Genomic DNA, 22355 nt, shown 5'->3' on the forward strand with positions numbered 1-22355 from the left:
TACCAATGCAAAAAACTAATCAATTTCTCAAAATAGGAAATAAAGAATTCAATAGTCGGCTGCTTATTGGAACTGGTAAATACTCATCCTTGGAGGTAATGCAAAAAAGCCTAATAAATACAAAATGTGAAATAGTTACTGTTGCAGTCAGAAGAATTCAAGGACTAGAAAATGGACATAAAGGATTAATGGAATCAATAGACTGGAAAAGTATATGGATGCTCCCAAACACTGCAGGATGCACAAATGCTGAAGAAGCTATTCGAGTGGCAAGAATGGGCCGTGAATTAGCAAAGTTAGCAGGTCAGGAGAATAATAATTTTGTCAAATTAGAGGTTATTCCTGACAAAAAATATTTATTACCAGACCCGATTGGAACTTTAAAAGCGGCAGAAAAATTAGTTAAAGAAGGATTTACTGTTCTTCCATATATCAATTCTGATCCATTAATTGCCAAGCAACTTGAAGAAATTGGATGTGCAACTGTTATGCCTCTTGGTTCCCCTATTGGATCTGCTCAAGGCATAAAAAATGCAGCAAACATTGCCATGATTATCGAAGAATCTAATATTCCAATTATTGTTGATGCAGGTATTGGAGTACCAAGTGAAGCAGCTCAAGCGTTGGAAATGGGTGCTGATGGGGTCCTAATCAATAGTGCTATTGCTTTGGCAAAAGCCCCAGAATTAATGGCTCAAGCCTTCTCAAAGGCAACTGAAGCTGGCAGAGAAGCTTTTCTATCTGGAAGACTCCAAGAGAGCCAACTTGCCTATCCAAGTTCCCCATTAGATGGAGTTATTTCAAAAAATTAGAGTAATTCGTTAAAAATTAGTAACGTTTTAGGTTAATAAACAAAAAAACATGGCAGTCACTAAGGAAAGTCAAGGCAGGCTTAACGTTTTTGCGGATGAACCTAGAATTGAAATCCTTACAAAAGAAAGCAGTGGCAACAAAGGTTCTTGGCTTTTTACCCTTGCTGGAGTTATCCTTGTAATTGGGCTTATGGCATATTCTTTAACAATCAAGTGAAACCCTTGTAGTAGCTTGAATAAAATGAGCATTTGCTCTTTCTTTAGGAGTTTAGAGTGAAAGTTTTCGTTCTTGGTGGTGACGGCTTCTGTGGATGGCCTTGTGCAGTAAATCTTGCTGACAAGGGTCATGATGTATTCATCGTGGATAATCTCAGTCGTCGAAAAATCGATATAGACCTTGAAGTTGAATCCTTAACTCCAATAACAAGTATTGGTGAAAGGATTAAAGCTTGGTCTGAGATAGGTGGAAGACCTATTAAATTTATTCATTTAGACCTTGCCTCTGAATATCAAAAGCTTTTAGATCTTTTGATCGAGGAAAAACCTAATTCAATAATTCATTTTGCTGAACAGCGAGCTGCACCATATTCCATGAAAAGCAGCTCAACGAAGAGATATACAGTTGATAACAACGTCAATGGTACTCATAATCTCTTGGCCGCAATTGTTGAATCTCAATTAGATATTCATATTGTTCATCTTGGGACAATGGGGGTATATGGCTATGGCTCCCATAGAGGCGCAACCATTCCTGAAGGTTACTTAAAAGTGGAAGTACCCCAACCAGATGGCAGTCGATTTGAAGAGGAAATTTTACATCCAGCCAGTCCTGGAAGCGTTTATCACATGACAAAAACGCTTGATCAATTGCTTTTTCTTTACTACAACAAAAACGATCAGATCAGAATCACTGATTTGCATCAGGGAATTGTATGGGGAACGAATACTGATGTCACAAGCCGTGACCCAAGATTGACTAATCGATTTGACTATGACGGAGATTACGGGACAGTATTAAATCGATTTTTAATGCAGGCTGCCATTGGATATCCATTAACAGTTCATGGTACGGGTGGACAAACAAGAGCTTTTATTCATATTCAAGATTCAGTAAAATGTGTTCAGCTTGCACTTGAGAACCCTCCAGAAAAAGGTGAAAGGGTGAAAATTTTTAACCAAATGACTGAAAGTCACCAAGTTGGGGAATTAGCAAAAAAAGTAGCATCTCTCACTGGAGCGAAAATTGATTATCTTCCAAACCCAAGAAACGAAGCAGTAGAAAATGATTTAATAGTTGATAATCGATGTTTTATTGAGCTGGGATTAGACCCCACCACTCTCGACAATGGACTTTTAGAAGAAGTTGTTAATGTCGCGAAAAAATTCTCTAATAGATGCGATTTAAAACGCATACCTTGTGTATCTGCATGGACATCAACCCAAGCAAAAGCAATCAATAAATCCTAAATCTAACTAACACAAAATCTTGAACAGACACGCTCAGTGAAAATAGCTTTTTTTACAGAAACTTTCCTACCAAAAGTTGATGGGATAGTAACGCGTCTAACTAAAACAATTCAAAATTTAGTTGAGTCAGGTGATGAGGTTACTATTTTTTGTCCAGAAGGCTGTCCATCCAGCTACATGGGTGCAAAAGTTATAGGTGTCCCCGCGATGCCATTACCCCTCTATCCAGAACTCAAATTGGGGTTGCCTGGTCCAAGTGTTTCAGATGAATTAGAAAATTTTAAACCCGACCTAATTCATGTCGTTAACCCTGCTGTGCTTGGATTGGGTGGTATTTGGTTAGCCAAAACAAATAATATTCCACTTGTAGCCAGTTACCATACTCATTTACCTAAGTACTTAGAGCACTATGGAATGGGGATGTTAGAGCCGCTTTTATGGGAGTTGTTAAAAGCCGCTCATAATCAAGCAACTCTAAATCTATGTACTTCCACTGCAATGGTGCAAGAGCTCTCAGAAAAAGGAATTCAAAATACCGCTTTATGGCAAAGAGGAGTTGATACAGACATTTTTAAACCAGAACTAAGAGACGAACAAATGAGAAAGCGTCTTTTAGGAAACTTTAGTGATGAAGGATCTTTATTGATATACGTCGGTAGACTTTCAGCCGAAAAGCAAATTGAAAGAATAAGACCTGTACTTGAGGCATTGCCAAGAACCCGACTAGCTCTTGTTGGAGATGGTCCACATAGACAACAATTAGAAAAATTTTTCCAGGGAACCCGTACTACATTTGTGGGATATCTAAGTGGTAACGAATTAGCAAGTGCTTATGCATCTGGAGATGCTTTTTTATTTCCTTCAAGTACAGAAACTTTGGGATTAGTTCTTTTAGAAGCAATGGCTGCTGGATGCCCAGTAGTAGGAGCAAATAAAGGTGGAATCCCAGATATCATCTCAGATGGAAAAAATGGATGTTTATACAATCCTGATGGAGATGATGATGGTGCTTTAAGTTTAATTGAGGCTACGCAAAAGTTATTAGGTAACGAAGTAGAACGTACTGCAATGAGAAAAGCAGCTCGTTCAGAAGCGGAAAGATGGGGTTGGTCAGGAGCTACAAAACAATTAAGACGTTATTACGAAGGCGTACTAGATCAAAAACAATCAAAGCTTGCTGCCTAGTTTTCAAGCAGCATGAGGAGGTGGAGTTGGGGAATCAAATGATTGCAAAGGTAATACCAAAGTTGCCCATGTAGAAAGTTTGGCTGGCCTTTGTTTCTTTGGCTGACGAACCCCAAATGGAACTCGAACTACATTTGTTCCAGCAACTTGTAAAAGTTCTCCTTTATTTAAAACAGACTCAAAGCAATTAGAAAAAGAGGGCAAGGACAAGTCATCCTTATTGTTCTTTTGATCTGGAAGATCAAAAGATGTCTTGTTATTCATTTGGTCCCCATGTAATTTAAAGCCGTGGCAAAAATTAATAAAAAAATTGCAAAACAGCCCAAAAAGCCAATAATTTGGTTTTCGCTTGAAATTTAACTAATAAAACAGGTTTTAACCAGTCTTCACAAAGAATTAATATTTTCTAAATCCTGAACAGAAGGGCAACTACATATTAAATTTCTGTCTCCATAAGCATTATTTATACGTGAAACTGATGGCCAAAACTTATATTTTTCTTGATCTGGCAATGGATAAGCTGCTTCTTTACGTGAATACGGTCTATCCCAATTATCAGATGTGACTGTTTTTAAAGTATGGGGAGATTGTTTTAAAGGATTGTTAATAGGATCAATCTTTCCTAATTTTATTTGTTCGATTTCTTCTCGTATTCCTATCATCGCTTCACAAAAACGATCTAGTTCAATCAAACTTTCACTTTCTGTTGGTTCAACCATCAAAGTTCCAGCAACAGGCCAACTTATAGTTGGAGCATGAAATCCATAATCCATCAATCTCTTCGCAACATCTTCTACCTCGACTCCTAACTGACTCTTTAAAGGTCTCAAATCTAATATGCATTCATGAGCTACTAAACCATTGGGATCCTTAAATAGGACTGGATAATGAGGATCAAGTCGTTTTGCCAAATAATTAGCAGAGAGAATTGCTATTGAACTTGCTTTGCGTAACCCATCTCTACCCATCATCCGAATGTACATCCAACTGATGGGCAATATTCCTGCACTGCCAAATGGAGCGGCTGAGACTGCTGAAATAGCCTTTTCACCTCCACACTTAACAATTGAATGTCCAGGGAGATAAGGGACCAAATGACTTGCCACAGCTATGGGACCCACTCCTGGGCCTCCTCCTCCATGAGGAATAGAAAAAGTTTTATGAAGATTTAAATGGCACACATCTATGCCGTAAGATCCAGGCCTGCAAATACCTACTTGAGCATTCAGATTGGCACCATCCAAATAGACTTGACCTCCCTCTTGATGAATGATTTGGCAAATTTCACGAATATTTGGTTCAAATACTCCATGAGTTGAAGGATATGTAACCATCAAAGCAGCTAAGTTATTTGAATATATCTTTGATTTACTTCTTAAATCTTCTAAATCAACATTACCGTACTCGTCACATTTAACAGAAACAACTTTAAAGCCAGACATGACTGCGCTTGCTGGATTGGTGCCATGTGCACTTGTTGGGATCAAGCAGATATTTCTATGCCCCTCTCCAAGAGACTGGTGCCATGAACGTATTACAAGCAAACCAGCAAATTCTCCTTGAGAACCTGCATTGGGCTGAAGCGAAACTCCCTTAAAGCCAGTTAAAGCAGATAGCCAATCTTCAAGGTCATTAATTATCTCCTGAAAACCAATTAATTGACCTTGAGGAGCAAAGGGGTGAATAGAAGCGAACTCGTTCCATTCAATAGGTAAAAGTTCAGCCGCTGCATTCAATTTCATTGTGCAACTTCCAAGAGGAATCATTCCTTGAACTAAAGAAAAATCTTTCGAAACTAAAAAATGTATATATCTCATTAAATCAGTCTCGCTTTGGTATTTATTAAATACCGGTTGTTGAAGCCAAGGTTTTTCGCGAAGTGGAATATCTATTAAAAGTTCATTTTCATTACTTGATATAGATAAATCGTTAATATTTTTTCCTTTAACCTTTGCAAGTATTTGATGTAATTTATAAATTTCTTGATCACAAGTTAATTCATCAAAAGTCACACCAAAGCCTTTGGCATTTATAACATCTGATCCGATAGGAAGTACTCTAAGATTATATCCCTCTTCTGAAGCCATCTGAATAACTTTTGATGCTTCTGGACAGTAAATATCTATACTATCAAACCTGGAATATCTATCTAAAGGATATTCAAGATTACGTATTATAGATTCAAAATATGATCTATATTTAACAATCTTTTTTGCTATTTGTTCAAGACCATTTGGACCATGATGTACTGCATAAAAAGAAGAAAGAACAGCCAATAAAACTTGAGCAGTACAAATGTTACTAGTTGCTTTATCTCTTCGAATATGTTGTTCTCTCGTTTGAAGGGCAAGCCTCAAAGCTTGATTGCCTTCTAGGTCAACTGACTGACCAACTATTCTTCCTGGTATTTGCCTTTTATATATTTCTTTTGTTGCAAAAAAAGCTGCATGTGGTCCACCAAATGCAATAGGAACCCCGAATCTTTGAGCACTTCCAACGACGATGTCAGCACCGAATTCTCCCATGGGTTTAATCAAAACTTGAGCCAATGGATCGATTGCAATAGTTGCAATTGCATCACATTTATGTGCCTGATTAATTATTGAAGTTGGATCCCAAATCCGACCATTTTTTCCAGGTAATTGAATAAGTATTCCGAAGACATTATTGTCTATCTCAAAGTTGTTGTTATCAAATACTTCCAATCGAATTCCTAGTGGTTCACAGCGAGTTTTTAATACATCAAAAGTTTGAGGCAAAACTTCTTGGTCTACTAAAAATTTATTAGCTTTTTTGTTTTTCCTAACAGTTAAACTCAAACTTATTGCCTCAGCTGCTGCAGTTGATTCATCAAGCAAAGACGAATTTGATATGGGAAGACCTGTTAATTCACTTATTAAAGTCTGAAAATTGAACAAAGCCTCTAATCTGCCTTGCGATATTTCTGCTTGATATGGAGTATAAGCCGTATACCAATTTGGATTTTCCAGAACATTTCTTTGTACTACTGGAGGTATGACTGTCGAATGATAACCAAGGCCAATAAGCGAACGATATTCAACATTTTTCTTCGCAATTATATTGATTTCTTTTAACGCTTCATTTTGGTCACAGCTATCTGGAATAGAAGCACCATTAACTTCTGAATCAAAGATTTCATTAGGAATTACAGATGATATAAATTCTTCCGAATTTTGAAAACCAAGCTGTTGAAGCATTAAAGCTTCATCTTTAATAGAGGGACCAATGTGGCGAGACTTAAAAGTTGGATCCTTTAATTCTGTTTTTGACATGAGCTTGGTCTCAAGCACAAGCAATTCAAGTTATTGTAAAGAGGACTAGTGTAGAGAAAAATTTCCCAATTTGTTGTAAGAAAAAATTATTCAGTAAAATTTTATTCACCAATTTTCTTTGCATAACTTTCTGAATCCATTAGCTCTTTTAATTGATCAGGGTTATCAGGTCGAATTATTAATAACCACCCCTCGCCATGTGGATCATTCTGAAGTTCCTCTGGACTTGCCAAAACAGAATTGTTTCTATGAATAATTTCCCCACTTATTGGAGCATACATATCTTCAACAGCCTTTACAGATTCAACTGAGCCAAAGCTTTCTCCTTTAGCTATTGCAGTGCCTTCTTCTGGTAGATCAACAAAAACGATATCTCCTAACTGATCTACAGCAAATTCACTGATACCAATCCGAACTAAAGCATCATCAGCAAAAGCATATTCATGACTGTCAGCAAAACGAAAATGATTTGGGAAGGAAAAAGCCATTTGCGTCAAAACGTAAAACGCTTAACCATTCTGGGGCAATTTGATCAAACCTGCCTGAAATAAATTGGATAGTGCATGAATCAAAGCAATTTTGACATGTGAGCGATGAGATCCTCCTTGAATAAAAAGATCAAATGGAGGTTTCATAGGAGCATCAGCAGAAAATTCACTAGTACTACCATCTATAAAAGTTCCTCCAGCCATGACTAAATTATTTTCATATCCTGGCATTGGAGCAGGTATGGGGTCGAGAAAAGATCCAATAGGTGACTTTTCCTGAAAAGATCTACAAATAATTTGTAGAATTTTTGGGTCGCCTATTCTGACTATTTGAATCAAATCAGTTCGAATAGAACCTGAAGTAGGCAACACTTGAAATCCCAATTCGCTGAATGCAGTGGCAATAATTTCAGCACCAATTAGAGCCTCTGCAACCATCTGAGGGGCGAGAAAAAGTCCTTGTAAAATAGTTCTATTTAAGTCAAAACTAACACCACCCTCAGATCCAATACCTGGAGCAGTCAAGCGGCAACATGCTTTATCAACTAAATCAGTTTTCCCAGCAATATATCCACCTGTAGGAACAATAGTTCCCCCTAAATTTTTTATTAAAGAACCTGCAATCAAATCTGCTCCTACTGACGTTGGTTCTTTATTTTCAACGAATTCTCCATAGCAATTATCAACGAAGCAAATACAATTAGGTTGCACCTTGTGACATAAATAACAAATCTCCTTGATCACTTCAATACTCAAAGATGGACGCCATGTGTAACCACAACTACGTTGTATGAAAATTAATTTTCTGGGTTGTTTTAAAGCTTTTTCTAAAGCTAAAAAATCTACATTGCCATCATTCTTTAAAGATATTTCATCATAGTTAATACCAAAATCAATCAAAGATCCTTGTTCATTTCCCCTTAATCCAATTACTTCTTCAAGTGATTCATAAGGCCTTCCAGTGACAGACAATAAATCATCTCCTGGTCTAAGGACACCAAACAAAGATGACGCAATAGCATGGGTTCCGCTTACAAACTGAAGCCTTACTGCTGCTTTTTCACAATCTAAAACATCTGCAAAAATTCTATCAATGATATCTCTACCTAAATCTCCATGCCCATATCCTGTTGCAGAGGCAAAATGTTGTACATTTAAATGAGAATCAGAAAAAGCCTTTAATACTTTTTCTAATTTAAATATTATACTATCAGTCTTTTCATTAATAGATAAATATAATTTTTTTTCTATACTTTCAATAAAATTTTTAGCAGAATTTTTGAACATTTTGTCTTTTTATATAGCGTAAAAAGTTTTCGAAAGTTAATCTGAAAAAATAATTTCTAATTTCTCTTGATCCTTCAGTAGTAAACCTCTTTGGCGTAGATTTTCCAAAAAGTCATCAGCACCTTGCAAATTATTTGTATTTAACAATTTATTCGTTGCGTGTAAATCTAACAATTCACCATCAAGTTCTTCAGCTGTGTAATCTTTTAAACCAGCCATAACTGCTTCAAATCTTTCTCTTCGTTGTTTTTTACTTACTGGATATGCAGACATAACTTCTTGTCTACACATTCTCCAAGATCTACCTTTACACAAATAATCAGCTAAAGCAGCACTAAGCACAGGTGCCTCAGCTTCCTCAATAAACCAATCAAAAGAGGAAGGTAAAGAGGCTAAACCAACAAAAATCTCAAAAAAGTCCCCAGCAGAAAGTGGGTGACCATTATTTCCCTCAACAGCAATAGCGGACTCTTGAAGTGATTTATACAGCTCAGGATGAACGCTTGATATTTGATTTTCTATGTTTTCTAACCCATGAGAAAGTACTTGATTTACTTTCCCCAATGCAAAAAACACTTCAGGACTTGGAGATACAAGTTTTCCATTTCTTAGATTTGAAATCTGAGAACTATGAACCCTCCCTAAATCCAAGCATTCAGCCAAAACAGGCAAAACTTTATGAGACCAGCCATTACGCTCATGCCAGACATGCACAAGATGAGCCATCGCCCTTCTACCTGCATTCAATTGCTCCCGGAAACTAGAAGAGGTCACAAATCATATTCAAGATTAATCACAAGACCTGATTAGGATCCTTATCATATATTATATACACTAAGTAGACGGATCACTAATGGTTTCAAGTTTAATCGAGGCTTCGGCTCCATTAAAAAAACCAGTTGCTGCTGAAAAAGCAATGGCTGCATCCAAAAAGCTCCAAGGGCATGTACCTAGACGAATCCAGAACCAACGATCCAGGAGGAGATGGGGAACAGTCATATTTATGTTGACAATCCACGTTCTAACAATATTTACCTTAAGACCTCAGTTTTGGAGCTGGCTAGCATTTTCTGGATTTATTTTCTTATATTGGGTAACTGCTTGCTTGGGAGTAACTACAGGATATCACCGCCTTTTATCACATCGTTCTTTTCAAGTTCCAAAATGGCTTGAAAGATTCTTTGCAACTTGTGGAGCATTAAGTTGCCAACATGGACCAATTGATTGGGTTGGTCTTCATAGGCATCATCACACCTTTTCCGATACTGAAGCTGATCATCATGACAGTAACAAAGGATTTTGGTGGAGTCATATGGGATGGATGTTTGAAGATGTTCCTGCTATGAAAGCCGTCCCGAGACTTTCTGGAGATTTAATTAAAGATCCTTACTACCGTTTCTTAAATAAAAATTTTTTACTTTTGCAAATACCTTTAGGGGCAACGCTTTATTTAATTGGCCAATCAGCTGGTGTTGGTGGATGGTCAATGGTCCTATGGGGGATTCCTCTAAGACTTGTTTTTGTTTATCACATAACTTGGCTCGTCAACTCAGCTACTCATTGCTGGGGTACTACTGCATATGAAAGTGGAGACAATTCAAAAAACAACAAATGGGTAGCCGCGCTAACATTTGGTGAGGGTTGGCATAATAATCATCATGCTTTTCCTAATTCTGCAAAGCACGGCCTTCAAAGAAAGCAAATAGATCTAACCTGGCAACACATAAGGTTTTTGAAAGCAATTGGGTTAGCTAAAAAAATTAGACTCCCTATCGCATCGTAATATTATCAATATTATTCAAAGTATTAATTCATTTTCAATCCATGGCTAAGAGAGTTCAAGTTGTTCTGAATGAAGACATAAAAAGTCTTGGCAAAGATGGTGACCTAGTTGAGGTCGCTCCTGGTTTTGCACGAAACTTTTTATTACCCAACAAGAAAGCTTTACCAGTAACGCCTACTGTTCTCAAACAAGTTGAACATAGAAGAGCAAAACAAGCCGAAAAAGAAGCTGCTAAAAAGCAAGAAGCAATTGATTTTCAAACAGCTCTAACAACAATTGGAAGGTTTACTGTCAAAAAACAAGTAGGAGAGGATGGAGTCTTATTTGGAACGGTCACAAATGGTGATGTAGCAGAGGCTGTAAAAGAAGCAACTAAAAAGGAAATAGATCGTAGAGACATATCCGTCCCTGAGATACATGGTGTTGGCAAATATAAAGTACAAATCAAACTTCACAACGAAGTTAATGCTGAAATAAACCTTGAAGTTACTAGTTACTAATAGTTGCATATTTGGCTGAACAGGCCAAAGTAGGTGTCCTTGTCCAACAAGCAATAAATGATAAGCACCCCCTCTTCAAACAACGGGGATTTTTCAAAACAACATAGAGATTTTGGAGCTTTTAATAATTCCAAGATTGATAAGCCCCGTTTTGAAGCTCAACCTGATCAAATACCACCACAAAATTTGGAAGCAGAAGAATCTGTTCTTGGTGGAATTTTATTGGATCCTGATGCAATTGGAAGAATAGCTGATTTGCTGCAAGCCGAAGCTTTTTACATATCTGCTCATCGAGAAATATATAGAACCGCACTAATGCTTCATAGCCAAGGAAAGCCTACAGATTTAACAGCGATGAGTGCTTGGCTAGCCGATACAAATTCTTTAGACAAAGTTGGAGGAAATAACCGATTAGTTGAACTAGTTGAGAGGGTTACATCTACAGCCTCAATCGAACAAGTTGCCAAATTAATTAGCGATAAATTCCTGCGCAGACAACTCATCAAATCAGGGAATGATGTGATCAAATTAGGTTTTGATCAAAGCCTCCCAATGGAAGAGGCCATTGATCAAGCTGAGCAGAAAATCTTTGCTATTAGCCAAGAACAACCATCAAAAGGTTTAACACCTACCGCAGAAATCCTGACAAGTACTTTCAATGAAATAGAAAGTAGATCGCTTGGCACATCAGTAGCAGGAATACCAGTTAATTTTTACGATCTGGATGCAATGACTCAAGGACTTCAAAGGAGCGATCTAATAATTGTTGCAGGACGACCAGCAATGGGAAAAACTTCAATTGTTTTGAATTTGGCTAAAAACGTAGCTCAACTTCATGATCTACCTGTTTGTGTATTCAGTCTTGAGATGAGTAAAGAGCAACTGACTTACAGACTGCTTTCAAGCGAGGTAGGTATTGAAAGCAGTAGATTAAGAACAGGGCGTTTGCAGCAAGATGAATGGCCATTACTTGGTCAAGGTATTAACACACTTGGTCAATTACCAATATTCATTGACGACAAACCTAATTCAAGTGTTCTTGAAATGAGGTCATTATGTCGTCGCCTAATCGCTGAGCAAGGCAAAGAGCTAGGACTGATTGTGATTGATTATCTACAACTCATGGAAGGTACCTCGCCAGATAATCGAGTTCAAGAAATCTCAAGGATTACTCGAGGTCTTAAAGGCATGGCAAGAGAACTAAAAGTCCCTGTTATCGCTTTATCTCAATTAAGTAGAGGAGTTGAATCAAGAACAAATAAAAGACCAATGCTTAGTGATCTTCGTGAATCAGGTTCTATTGAACAAGATGCGGACTTGGTACTAATGATTTATAGGGATGAGTATTACAATCCAGAAACTACTGATAAAGGAATTACAGAAGTTATCGTGACAAAACATCGAAATGGGCCTGTTGGAACAGTTAAATTACTTTTTGAACCCCAATTTACTAGATTTAGAAACCTTGCCGCTTAATTTTTCGAAAATTAAATTCCCAAATGCGTAATTAATGGTTACTAAACAATCCTCAAGTGAAAGTTTTGATGTAATTGTTGTTGGAGGTGGTCATGCAGGCTGCGAAGCTGCTCTGACTACTTCCAGATTAGGATTGAATACAGCTTTATTTACACTAAATTTAGATCGAATCGCATGGCAACCATGTAATCCTGCCGTAGGGGGACCAGCTAAAAGCCAATTAGTTCATGAAGTTGATGCGCTTGGAGGGATAATCGGAAAATTAGCCGATTTAACAGCTCTTCAAAAAAGAGTCCTGAATGCAAGCAGAGGTCCAGCAGTTAGAGCATTAAGAGCACAAACAGATAAGAGATTATATGCACATGAAATGTTGAAAATTCTTCAAAACGCCCCAAACCTAAAGATCAGAGAAGCAATGGTGACTGGGCTAGAAATTGAACATTATCCCAAGAAGATTGAAGAACATAACCCAGAAAATCAAGAGAGAATTGGATTTATAAAGGGAGTTAAAACCTATTTCGGAAGCGTTTTTCGCGCAAAAGCAGTTGTACTTACAACAGGAACATTTCTAGGAGGCAGAATTTGGATTGGCAATCAATCCATGAGCGCAGGTCGAGCAGGAGAGCAAGCCTCTGAGGGCTTAACTGAAGAATTACGAAAGTTAGGCTTTACTACTGATCGTTTAAAAACAGGAACACCTGCTCGAATCGACAGAAGAAGTATTGATCTGAATTCTCTTGATGAACAATTAAGCGATGCTTCAGACAAATTCTTTTCTTTTGATCCTCTTTCCTGGAAAAGTGGAGAGCAAATGAGTTGCCATATAACTCGAACAACAAAAGAAACACACCAACTTATTAAAAATAATCTTCATTTAACACCTATTTATGGAGGTTTCATTGATAGTAAAGGCCCAAGATATTGCCCTTCCATTGAAGACAAGATTGTACGTTTTGCTGACAAAGATTCGCATCAAATTTTCCTAGAGCCAGAAGGTCGAGATACTCCAGAAATATATGTGCAAGGTTTCTCAACTGGACTGCCAGAAAACTTACAATTAGAGCTTTTAAGGACTCTGCCAGGCCTAAAAAAATGTGTAATGCTTAGACCTGCTTACGCAGTAGAATATGACTATATTCCAGCCACACAATTAGAAGGAACACTAGAAACAAAAAGAGTAAGTGGTTTGTTTAGTGCAGGTCAACTAAATGGAACAACAGGGTATGAAGAAGCTGCCGCACAAGGTTTAGTAGCAGGTTTAAATGCTGCAAGATTAGTAAATAATAAAGAAGGAATTATTTTTCAAAGAGAAAGTAGTTATATAGGAACTATGATTGATGATTTAGTTACAAAAGATTTAAAAGAACCATATAGGGTATTAACTAGCAGGAGCGAATATAGATTAATCCTAAGAGGTGATAATGCAGATAGGCGTTTGACGCCTCTAGGTTACAAATTAGGATTAATTGATGAAAGAAGATGGAAAATATTTAATGCTAAGCAGAAGTTTATCGATCAAGAGAAAGAAAGATTAGAAAAAGAACGAATTAAAGAAAGCGATAAATGTGCAAAAGAAATATATTCCTCAACTGGAACACCTATCAAAGGTTCAATAACGCTAGCAAATTTCCTCAGAAGAACAAATATTCACTATAAAGACTTAATTAATTATCATTTAGCCTCGGAAAGTATTCCTTTAGATGTTGAAGAAGGAGTTGAAATAGATATCAAATATACCGGTTATTTAGAACGACAAAAAGCTCAAATTAATCAATTAAAACAACAAAGTAAAAAATTATTACCAAAAAATTTAAACTATAATAATATAAAAACACTTTCTAAAGAAGCAAGAGAAAAATTAACAATTTCTCAGCCCAAAAGCCTTGGTCATGCGGCTCAACTTCCTGGCGTGAGCAAAGCTGACCTTACGGCACTTCTTGTATGGTTAAAAATAGAGCAAATGAAAAAAGCTGAGATAAAAGATCAACTTAAAATAACAAGCTGATAAACGTGAATTCACACCAATCTCAATTACCTTCCCCTGAAGTAATTTGGAAAGCCTCGAAAGAAAGTGTTCTATCAGGAAAAGGTAATTACAAACTATCTGGAGCGTGGCAGTTAATGCTACTAGGTGATGGCAGCCCAACCAGGCATCTGAAGCTTTTAACAGGACATGAGGTTGCTATAAAGGTCATATCTATGGCTATGGAAAATAATAATCAAAATGGAGTTCCAGACGAAGTTAATGAGCTTGAGCCACCTTTAATTAGAAGACAAGTTTGGCTTACATGTGGAGATTTAACCCTGGCATGGGCTGAAAGCTGGTGGAATTATCAAGAGGCAGAAAAACATCTACAAAATAAGGATCAACCAATCTGGAAAAGCTTGACCCAAGGACGCTCAGAACTTTTTAGAGAAGTAGATGGATTAGGATTAGTCAATGCAAAGTGGCTGAAAGTGGAATTTAATGAAGATGGTCCTTTTTGGAGCCGACATTATCGATTTTTTCGTCAACAAAAAGAATTAACTGTAATCAGAGAAGTGTTCAGCCCAAAGCTAGAAAAGTGGTTAGGACCAATACCAAGAAAGGCTTTTTAAAAAAAACTAATATTTTTTTCGATTAGATCTTGGTATGTTTTTTCTTCTTTGAGGAGTTCTTTCGTTTACAGAAAAATCTTCTATGTCAGGTTTATTTTGCTTAATTAAATTATCTTTTCTTTCCCACTTATTTAATTTAAAAGATTGATCATCCGGCCATTCATCCAGTTCGTCTGGATTGTTTCTCCCTTCAATTTGAGGCGGTAAAGCTTTAGGAACTCTTAAGGAAATAGCACTTAAGGGCCTTTTTATATCGTTTGTATTTTCTTGAAAAGACTCATCATCCAAGTCTCCATCATCCAACCAATCATCTTCTTCTTCAAAGAACCAATCAATTTTCTCTTCCATCCAACGACCAACTTTTTCAAAATTCGCTGAGGTCTCTTTATCCTGCCATCCTCTCCTTCTTTGACCAGGGCGATTGCCTGCAACTCCATCTACAACCTGTTTCCCTGTTTGTATCCATTTATCCATTCTGCGATCAAGGGGTACTCGAGATCGCTGGCGAGTTTGATGACGATTTTGATATGATTTCATCTTCTAAATTTAACGCTTTTAAACCTACTAGTGAAACAACGTAATGATGAAATAATCCAATATTCCTAAAAAAGCCAATTAAAAATATTTATGTACTTCTAGAAAAAGGTTGAAATTCAAGTAGACATTTTTGATCCCATCGACCTTCAAAATAACTATTGCAACAGCTGCGACAGGCTGCCCCTTTGACAATACGACGATAACTAAAACTTCTTTTACATGAAGGGCAAGTTGCCACCCATTTAGGGGTTTTTTGTGAAACTGGGAAAGAATGACGAACTGTTACTTGGAAATCACTTTGAAGAGAATTGATCTCGGCCATACGTTGATGAAAATTTGGCCCATGTGCCTCTTCAACTTTTAGGACAAGATCTATCCATGCATGAATCATTTCATGGCATAAAGTACTCATCAATGCGTTTCTTGGGAGTTTCTCTAGTACTGGTCTAGATAAAATTATTTCACTAGCCTTCACTCCGAAAAAATTCGATTGTCGTTTATACATCCCAGCCGTAGTACGCATACGTCCATCACTCCAACGCACAGAGACTAGAGGAACTCCTTTCTCAAACAAAGAGTTCTCAAAAAATTGTCTGTTTAATTTAAGAAACAATGGTAAAACAGGTATTAAAGACATTGATCCAGAGAACTCATTAGCTTTATTATTCCGATAACATTCTGTCTAACTATCGATAACAAACAAGCTAATCTCATGTCTAATAAGTCAGAATCTTTAACTAAACGGAATTAAAAAAATGGATGGTGCTCTTGTCAAAGCAATTGGATTAAAAGCTCTATTAGTTGGAGTTGGTGCACTTCTCCTTTTTTGGACTTTTAACGCAATTAAACTCGTCATAAGTGCGAGAGGAATTAATCCTCTTGTAAAAAAGTTTTTTGATCAGATTGCAGCTGGCCGAATAGATGGAGCTTATAGACTTACGACAAAAGCTTATAAAACACATGTAAACAGACAAGACTTCATCAAATTTTTAGGTAGCTTGCAATTAAATCGTTATAGAAACTTGAAGTCAGGGCGCCCAAGGATAGAAGACAATCAAATAATGCTCACACTAAGCTTGAAATCAGAAGATAAAAAAAATGAAATGCCGCTAGACTTCACTTTTATTAAAATCAACGACAATTGGCAAATAGATCGTATTGCCAAGGCCAATACATAATGAAGCAAATGTGATAAGTGAATTCAAACTTGAATAAACATTATGAACGTGCCAAGGAGCTTAGAGCTTTACTCAACAAAGCAAATTACTCTTACTATGTATTAGATACACCAGAGATAGAGGATGCTGTTTATGATCAACTTTACCGAGAATTAATTGAAATTGAAAATATCTACCCATCATTAATTACTAATGATAGTCCTTCACAGAGATTAGGCGGCGTTCCGTCTAAAGGTTTCAAAAATATTGAGCATAATATTCCTCTTTTAAGCCTCGATAATGCTTTCAATATAAATGAATTAGAAGCATGGTACTCAAGAATCAAAAAATTAATAAGTTCTCAAAATAAAAATACTAAAGAGTTTGATAATCCAGATCTAATATGTGAGTTAAAAATTGATGGAAATGCTATTTCACTTAGATACGAAAATGGAATTTTAACTAAAGCTGCTACTCGTGGTGATGGAAAAAATGGAGAAGATATCACTACTAATATCAGAACAATTTCTACAATTCCATTAAAATTACTGTTAGAAAATCCACCTACTTGGATTGAAATTAGAGGGGAAGCTTTCATGCCCAATAATATATTTAAAAAACTCAATATTGAGAGGAAAAATACTGATCAACCACTCTTCGCTAATCCTAGAAACTCTTGTGCAGGAACATTAAGACAGTTAGATCCCAAAATAGTTTCATCTAGAAAACTTGACTTCTTCGCATATAGTCTTTATTTACCAGAAAATTGGGAGCCAACTGATAGCAATTTTAAAAAACCAAAGTCTCAATCTGAATCACTTGAGTTTTTAAAAAATATTGGTTTTAAAGTTAACCCTACATATGAAGCAAAAAAAACCTTATTTGAAGCAAATAGCTATTACAAGTATTGGGAAATTAAAAAAGATTCTTTAGCTTATGCAACTGATGGAATAGTAGTAAAAATAGATAATTTTGAAATACAAAATATCTTAGGTGCAACAAATAAAGCGCCAAGATGGGCCATCGCTGTCAAATATCCAGCAGAAGAGAAAGCGACTAAATTAAAAAAACTAATTTTCCAAGTAGGACGATCTGGTGCTATTACTCCCGTAGCAGAGTTTGAATCGATAGAGCTTGCAGGAACATCTGTAAATCGTGCAACTCTTCATAATGCAAAAAGACTTTCATCTTTAGATCTTCATTACGAAGACACAATTATTGTTCGAAAAGCTGGAGAAATTATTCCTGAGGTAATTAGAGTTATCAAAGAATTTAGAACAGTTGATTCAAAATTAGTAGAATTTCCTAAAAACTGCCCAGCATGTAATTCCAAGTTAATTCAAGAAGAAAACGAAGCAATAACAAAATGTGTGTATTCAAAATGCCCAGCAAAATTAAAAGGTCTTTTACGTCATTGGGTCAGTAAAGGATCGATGAACATAGATGGATTAGGTGAAAAAATTATTAATCAATTAGTAAATGAAGGATATGTAAAGTCAATCGCAGATTTATACAAACTTGAAATTGATTCCCTTTTAGAACTTGAAAGATTTGGTGAAAAATCTGCAAATAATTTACTTATAGAGATTAACGAGTCTAAAAACAAAAATTGGCACAAACAGCTTTACGGTTTAGGGATACCTCACATAGGAGAAGCTAATGCTAAATCTCTTTCAAAAAACTTTCAGAGCATTGAAGAACTTAATACTGTTGCGAAGGAGTCACCTAAAAAAATAGCTAATATTTATGGATTTGGGAATGAAATGAAAGATGCAATTATTAAATGGTTTGATGATTCAAATAATCAAACATTAATTAAAGAATTAAAAGCAATCGGATTCTCACTAAAAGAGAGTTTAGATTCAAACTACAACTCAAATAAATCAAATATTTTTGATGGTAAGGTTTTTGTCTTAACAGGAACTTTGGATTCGCTTACACGAGATGAGGCAAAAGAATTGATAGAAAATGCTGGAGGAAAAGTCAGCTCTTCAATTAGTACAAAAACTGATTTTTTACTGTCAGGAGAAAAAGCGGGTAGTAAATTAAAAAAAGCACAAGAGCTCGGAGTAAAAATAATTAACGAAAATGAATTTAGGCTGTTATTGTAAAAATAATTAGAATTTAACAATGGATAAGAATCAAATCTTTTCTTTAATTAAAACTGAATGTGGACGCGCAAAATATGAAATGCTGGCTTCTAAAAAAGGTATATTTAATCGGATAAGACTTTATTGGTTTATCGTGTTTGCAGCGATTGAAGATTGGAAATTAAAAGCTGAAGATTAATCAAGTTTTTTAGAATCCTGATTTAATTTTCTTGTTGAACGTAAGACTAAAATCACAACTAAAATAGTCGATAAAATACTAATTAAGCTCCAAATAAATGAAATTTTATCAGATCTTCCTGAAAGTACTTCACCAAAATTTGAAATTTTGAGTGCTAAAGAACCTAAGCTGCAATATAAAATTGTGCCTGGTAATATACCAAACATTCCAAGAGTAAAATCACGAACTTTTACCTCACTCAAGCCATACGTAAAATTCAGTAAGCCAAATGGAAAAAGAGGAGAAAGTCTTGTTAGAAGAATAACTTTTAGACCCTCGCGTTTAACAGCTTTCTCCATTATTTGAACTTTTGGAAAATTGGAGACCTTTTTTTGAGCCCATTCTTTTAAAAAAGTTCTCCCTAAATAAAAAGTTAGATGAGCTCCAAGAAAAGCACCTACAAACACAACCGAACTTCCAAGCCAGGTGCCATACAGAAAGCCAGACAACATGGAAAGCCATGAGCCTGGCAACAAACAAGAAACCCAAAAAACATACACCAAAGCAAAAAACAAAATTCCAAAAGGGCTGCTTAAAAAAGGAATGAAATTATTAACCAGAGTTTCTAAGTTGTTAGACATAGTTTAAAGAGTTCAATCCAATCCCATTAAACGTTCTTTGACAAGGCGAACTTGCGCTTCTGACTCCGTTAAATTTGCTCTGCATTCCTCAACAACCTCTTTGGGAGCTTTATCAACAAAATTCTTATTTGCTAGACGTCCAGAGAGACTTGCTATTTCCTTTTGTGCTTTATTTAAATCTTTTTCAAGCCTTGATCGTAAAGAAGCTATATCTATCAATCCTTCAATAGGAAGAACCACCTCTAGCTCGCCACTTACGCCAGCTAAAGCTTTCATAGAAGGTAATGATTTTGCTTGCTCTGGAGAGAATATTTGGACTTCCTTAGCCTTAGTCAAAGCAGCAATATCATTGGCTGATATTTTTAGGGTGTTTTGCAAGACTTCCTTGCCAGAGACCAACATAACAGGAACTTTTTGAGAGGGTTTCAACCCAGCAACTGCTCGTAGATTGCGAATTAATCTGATAGATGCAAATAAATCAGAGAAAGAACTCTCTAAATCAATATTCAAGTCGTGTTCATTTGATTTTGGCCAAAGCTGCAAAGCTATAAATTGATCTTCAGCTATACCTGTTAATCCATGCCAAAGTTCCTCTGTTAAATGGGGCATTAAAGGATGAAGCATAATCAAAAGATCATTTAAAACTTTGTATAAAATACTTTTCGCTATTTTTTTATCTAATAATTCATTAGGAGACAAATTTTTTGAAGTATTCAGTCGACGTTTAATTAACTCTAAATACCAATCACAAAAATCATTCCAAGCAAACTCATACAATCCCTTAGCCGCCTCTCCTAAAGCATAATTTTCATATCGATTAGCAGTCTCGCGATTGACTCGAGCAAGTCTTGATAAAATCCACTTATCTGATAATTGGAACTGAGAAGAATCATATTTCTCCAAATTTTCAAAATCTTGATCCTCAAGATTGATAAGAGCAAATCTAGTTGCATTCCAAAGCTTGTTAGCAAAATTTCGAGAGGCCTCAACCGTTGCTGAAGTTTGATTTTTACGATCAAAATCAAGACGTATATCTTGTCCCGCACCTGCAACTTCACGAACAAGAGCAAACCTCAAAGCATCTGTTCCATATTTTTCTATTAGCAATAAAGGATCAATACCATTTCCTGCACTTTTACTCATCTTTCGATTCTGCTCATCTCTAACAAGTCCATGAATATAGACGTCAGAAAATGGCATCTTCTCCGTAAAGACTCCAGCCATCATTGTCATTCTTGCTACCCAAAAGAAAATAATGTCAAAGCCAGTAACTAGAGTATTTGTGGGGTACCAACGTTGAAAATCAGGATGTGTTTCATCAGGCCAACCTAATGTAGAAAAAGGCCATAAACCACTGGAAAACCAAGTATCTAGAACATCTTCATCTTGCTCAATTTTGACTGAATCTCCATATTTTTCTCGTGCTAATTTCTTCGCTTCATCTTCTGTTCGAGCAACAATGTACGGTGTTTCATTAACAACTTTATTATCTGTTTGACTAATTACAAACCAAGCCGGAATGCGATGTCCCCACCACAATTGTCTACTAATACACCAATCTCTTATATCAGTTAACCAATCTCGATAAACTTTAGACCATCTATTAGGAATAAATTTAGGTTGCCCTTTATGAAAAAATTCAGAACAACTAGTCGCAAGAGGATCCATTTTGACAAACCACTGAGTGGAAAGGAGTGGCTCTACTGGTACTTTCCCCCTATCAGAGAAAGGAACACTATGTTTATAAGCTTCAATCTTTGTTAAAAGACCAATTTCCTTTAAAGAATCAACAATAGCTTCACGAGCCTCAAAACGATCAAGACCTTCAAATTGACCTGCGTTATGATTCATAGTTCCTTTTTTAGTCATGACTGTTATTTGAGGTAAGTCATGTCTTTGGCCGATATCAAAATCATTAGGATCATGAGCTGGAGTAACTTTGACACATCCAGTTCCAAAATCTTTATCTACATGAGGGTCTCCAATAACGGGAATAGTTCTACCAACAAGAGGCAAAGTAACTTTCTCCCCTATAAGATCTTTATATCTTTCATCTGATGGATTCACAGCAACTGCAACATCACCAAGCATCGTCTCAGGACGTGTAGTCGCCACCTCTAGATAACTAATTTTTCTTGCACTTGATACAGATGGTGTAACTAACGGATATCGAAAATGCCATAGATGTCCATCTACTTCTTTCATTTCAACTTCTAAGTCACTCACAGCCGAACCTGATGCAGGGCACCAATTCACTAAATATTCTCCTCTATATATCAATCCCTTCTCATGTAAACGAACAAATGCTTCGGAAACAGCTTTACTCAGGCCCTGATCCAATGTAAATCTCTCTCTGCTCCAGTCTACGGAATATCCCAAACGCTTTAATTGATCAACAATTCTTCCACCACTTTTTTCTTTCCACCCCCAAGCTTTTTCCAAAAAGGACGCTCTACCAAGATCACGACGATTTATACCTTTTTCCTTAAGTTGTCTCTCAAGAATAGTTTGAACTGCAATTGAAGCATGGTCTGTTCCTGGAAGACAAAGAACATTATTGCCTTTTAATCTCTTGTACCTGACAACTGTATCGATTAAAGCAGTATTAAATGCATGCCCCATATGCAGACTTCCTGTGACATTTGGAGGAGGGATAACTACGGAGAATGGATCTCCAGAGGCTCCTGGATCAGCTTTAAAAGCTCCTTTTTCTTCCCAAGCTTTCTGCCAGCGATTTTCAGTGCCAGCTGGATCATATGTTTTAGAAAGCCCTAAGGCTTCAGATAATTTTGTCGTTTTTGCCCGCTCGATCACAGAAAAAAAATGTGTTTAATTTAATTTACTCATTCCCGAGAAAAGTTTT

General features: G+C 36.4%; 21 protein-coding genes. 12 read left to right on the top strand and 9 right to left on the bottom strand.

The genetic code is table 11. The annotated features are described in order from the left end of the window. The first annotated feature begins 5 nt into the window (after window positions 1-5). From AC6EIY_RS07250 to AC6EIY_RS07265, 4 genes are read left to right on the top strand one after another with little or no spacing between them, the layout of a single operon-like run. Window positions 6-812 (top strand): thiazole synthase, encoded by an 807-nt coding sequence (locus AC6EIY_RS07250; RefSeq protein WP_498506277.1) that lies wholly within the window; start codon window positions 6-8, stop codon window positions 810-812. Window positions 813-861: 49 nt separating this feature from the next. Further along, complete coding sequence (locus AC6EIY_RS07255; protein ID WP_498506278.1) at window positions 862-1029, top strand: high light inducible protein; 168 nt, start codon at window positions 862-864, stop codon at window positions 1027-1029. A gap of 56 nt (window positions 1030-1085) precedes the next feature. After that, the gene (locus tag AC6EIY_RS07260) at window positions 1086-2279 is read left to right on the top strand and encodes an NAD-dependent epimerase/dehydratase family protein (RefSeq protein WP_498506279.1); all 1194 of its coding nucleotides are present in this window, start codon (window positions 1086-1088) and stop codon (window positions 2277-2279) included. Between the two features lie 36 nt (window positions 2280-2315). Then, the gene (locus tag AC6EIY_RS07265) at window positions 2316-3464 is read left to right on the top strand and encodes a glycosyltransferase family 4 protein (protein ID WP_498506280.1); all 1149 of its coding nucleotides are present in this window, start codon (window positions 2316-2318) and stop codon (window positions 3462-3464) included. Window positions 3465-3467: 3 nt separating this feature from the next. Here AC6EIY_RS07265 and AC6EIY_RS07270 read toward each other — a convergent pair whose 3' ends face one another. From AC6EIY_RS07270 to AC6EIY_RS07290, 5 genes are all read right to left on the bottom strand, one after another. Next, entirely contained in the window at window positions 3468-3728 is a 261-nt protein-coding gene (locus AC6EIY_RS07270) for a hypothetical protein (RefSeq protein ID WP_498506281.1), read from the bottom strand. Between the two features lie 122 nt (window positions 3729-3850). Continuing rightward, window positions 3851-6757, bottom strand: a complete 2907-nt coding sequence (gene gcvP / locus AC6EIY_RS07275; protein WP_498506282.1) for an aminomethyl-transferring glycine dehydrogenase — start codon at window positions 6755-6757, stop codon at window positions 3851-3853. Window positions 6758-6858: 101 nt separating this feature from the next. Further along, the gene (gcvH, locus tag AC6EIY_RS07280) at window positions 6859-7245 is read right to left on the bottom strand and encodes a glycine cleavage system protein GcvH (RefSeq protein WP_498506283.1); all 387 of its coding nucleotides are present in this window, start codon (window positions 7243-7245) and stop codon (window positions 6859-6861) included. Window positions 7246-7266: 21 nt separating this feature from the next. Then, on the bottom strand, window positions 7267-8532 hold the full coding sequence (locus AC6EIY_RS07285) for a methionine gamma-lyase family protein (RefSeq protein ID WP_498506284.1): 1266 nt from the start codon (window positions 8530-8532) through the stop codon (window positions 7267-7269). Between the two features lie 36 nt (window positions 8533-8568). After that, window positions 8569-9258 (bottom strand): DUF8644 domain-containing protein, encoded by a 690-nt coding sequence (locus AC6EIY_RS07290; protein WP_498508177.1) that lies wholly within the window; start codon window positions 9256-9258, stop codon window positions 8569-8571. Between the two features lie 127 nt (window positions 9259-9385). On the opposite strand from AC6EIY_RS07290, the gene AC6EIY_RS07295 reads away from it, so the two are divergent. From AC6EIY_RS07295 to AC6EIY_RS07315, 5 genes are read left to right on the top strand one after another with little or no spacing between them, the layout of a single operon-like run. Continuing rightward, entirely contained in the window at window positions 9386-10315 is a 930-nt protein-coding gene (locus AC6EIY_RS07295) for an acyl-CoA desaturase (RefSeq protein WP_498506285.1), read from the top strand. A 41-nt stretch (window positions 10316-10356) separates the two neighbouring features. Then, window positions 10357-10815: a 50S ribosomal protein L9 gene (gene rplI, locus AC6EIY_RS07300; RefSeq protein ID WP_498461703.1), complete on the top strand. Its 459-nt coding sequence runs from the start codon at window positions 10357-10359 to the stop codon at window positions 10813-10815. A 57-nt stretch (window positions 10816-10872) separates the two neighbouring features. Next, the gene (dnaB, locus tag AC6EIY_RS07305; RefSeq protein ID WP_498506286.1) at window positions 10873-12291 is read left to right on the top strand and encodes a replicative DNA helicase; all 1419 of its coding nucleotides are present in this window, start codon (window positions 10873-10875) and stop codon (window positions 12289-12291) included. 34 nt (window positions 12292-12325) lie between these two features. Continuing rightward, the gene (mnmG, locus tag AC6EIY_RS07310; RefSeq protein WP_498506287.1) at window positions 12326-14296 is read left to right on the top strand and encodes a tRNA uridine-5-carboxymethylaminomethyl(34) synthesis enzyme MnmG; all 1971 of its coding nucleotides are present in this window, start codon (window positions 12326-12328) and stop codon (window positions 14294-14296) included. A gap of 5 nt (window positions 14297-14301) precedes the next feature. Next, entirely contained in the window at window positions 14302-14889 is a 588-nt protein-coding gene (locus AC6EIY_RS07315) for a chorismate lyase (protein WP_498506288.1), read from the top strand. Window positions 14890-14895: 6 nt separating this feature from the next. Here the strand turns inward: AC6EIY_RS07315 and AC6EIY_RS07320 are convergent, their stop codons facing one another. Together AC6EIY_RS07320 and AC6EIY_RS07325 are read right to left on the bottom strand one after the other, a co-directional pair. Beyond that, complete coding sequence (locus AC6EIY_RS07320; RefSeq protein WP_498506289.1) at window positions 14896-15426, bottom strand: RNA helicase; 531 nt, start codon at window positions 15424-15426, stop codon at window positions 14896-14898. A gap of 88 nt (window positions 15427-15514) precedes the next feature. Then, the gene (locus AC6EIY_RS07325; RefSeq protein ID WP_498506290.1) at window positions 15515-16063 is read right to left on the bottom strand and encodes a SprT family zinc-dependent metalloprotease; all 549 of its coding nucleotides are present in this window, start codon (window positions 16061-16063) and stop codon (window positions 15515-15517) included. Between the two features lie 118 nt (window positions 16064-16181). Here AC6EIY_RS07325 and AC6EIY_RS07330 point away from each other — a divergent pair, with 118 nt between their 5' ends. From AC6EIY_RS07330 to AC6EIY_RS07340, 3 genes are read left to right on the top strand one after another with little or no spacing between them, the layout of a single operon-like run. Then, window positions 16182-16604, top strand: coding sequence for a hypothetical protein (locus AC6EIY_RS07330; protein WP_498506291.1), 423 nt, complete (start codon window positions 16182-16184; stop codon window positions 16602-16604). A gap of 17 nt (window positions 16605-16621) precedes the next feature. Then, on the top strand, window positions 16622-18694 hold the full coding sequence (ligA, locus tag AC6EIY_RS07335) for an NAD-dependent DNA ligase LigA (protein WP_498506292.1): 2073 nt from the start codon (window positions 16622-16624) through the stop codon (window positions 18692-18694). A 19-nt stretch (window positions 18695-18713) separates the two neighbouring features. Continuing rightward, entirely contained in the window at window positions 18714-18872 is a 159-nt protein-coding gene (locus AC6EIY_RS07340; RefSeq protein WP_498506293.1) for a hypothetical protein, read from the top strand. Here AC6EIY_RS07340 and AC6EIY_RS07345 read toward each other — a convergent pair. Both AC6EIY_RS07345 and AC6EIY_RS07350 read right to left on the bottom strand, forming a co-directional pair. Continuing rightward, window positions 18869-19492 carry a TVP38/TMEM64 family protein gene (locus tag AC6EIY_RS07345; RefSeq protein WP_498506294.1) on the bottom strand — a complete coding sequence of 208 codons (624 nt, stop codon included), beginning with the start codon at window positions 19490-19492 and terminating at the stop codon, window positions 18869-18871. The two genes, AC6EIY_RS07340 and AC6EIY_RS07345, sit on opposite strands and share 4 nt — an antisense overlap. A gap of 12 nt (window positions 19493-19504) precedes the next feature. Further along, window positions 19505-22306: a valine--tRNA ligase gene (locus AC6EIY_RS07350; RefSeq protein ID WP_498506295.1), complete on the bottom strand. Its 2802-nt coding sequence runs from the start codon at window positions 22304-22306 to the stop codon at window positions 19505-19507. Window positions 22307-22355 lie beyond the last annotated feature (49 nt).

The sequence above is a fragment of the Prochlorococcus sp. MIT2304 genome, assembly GCF_059772405.1.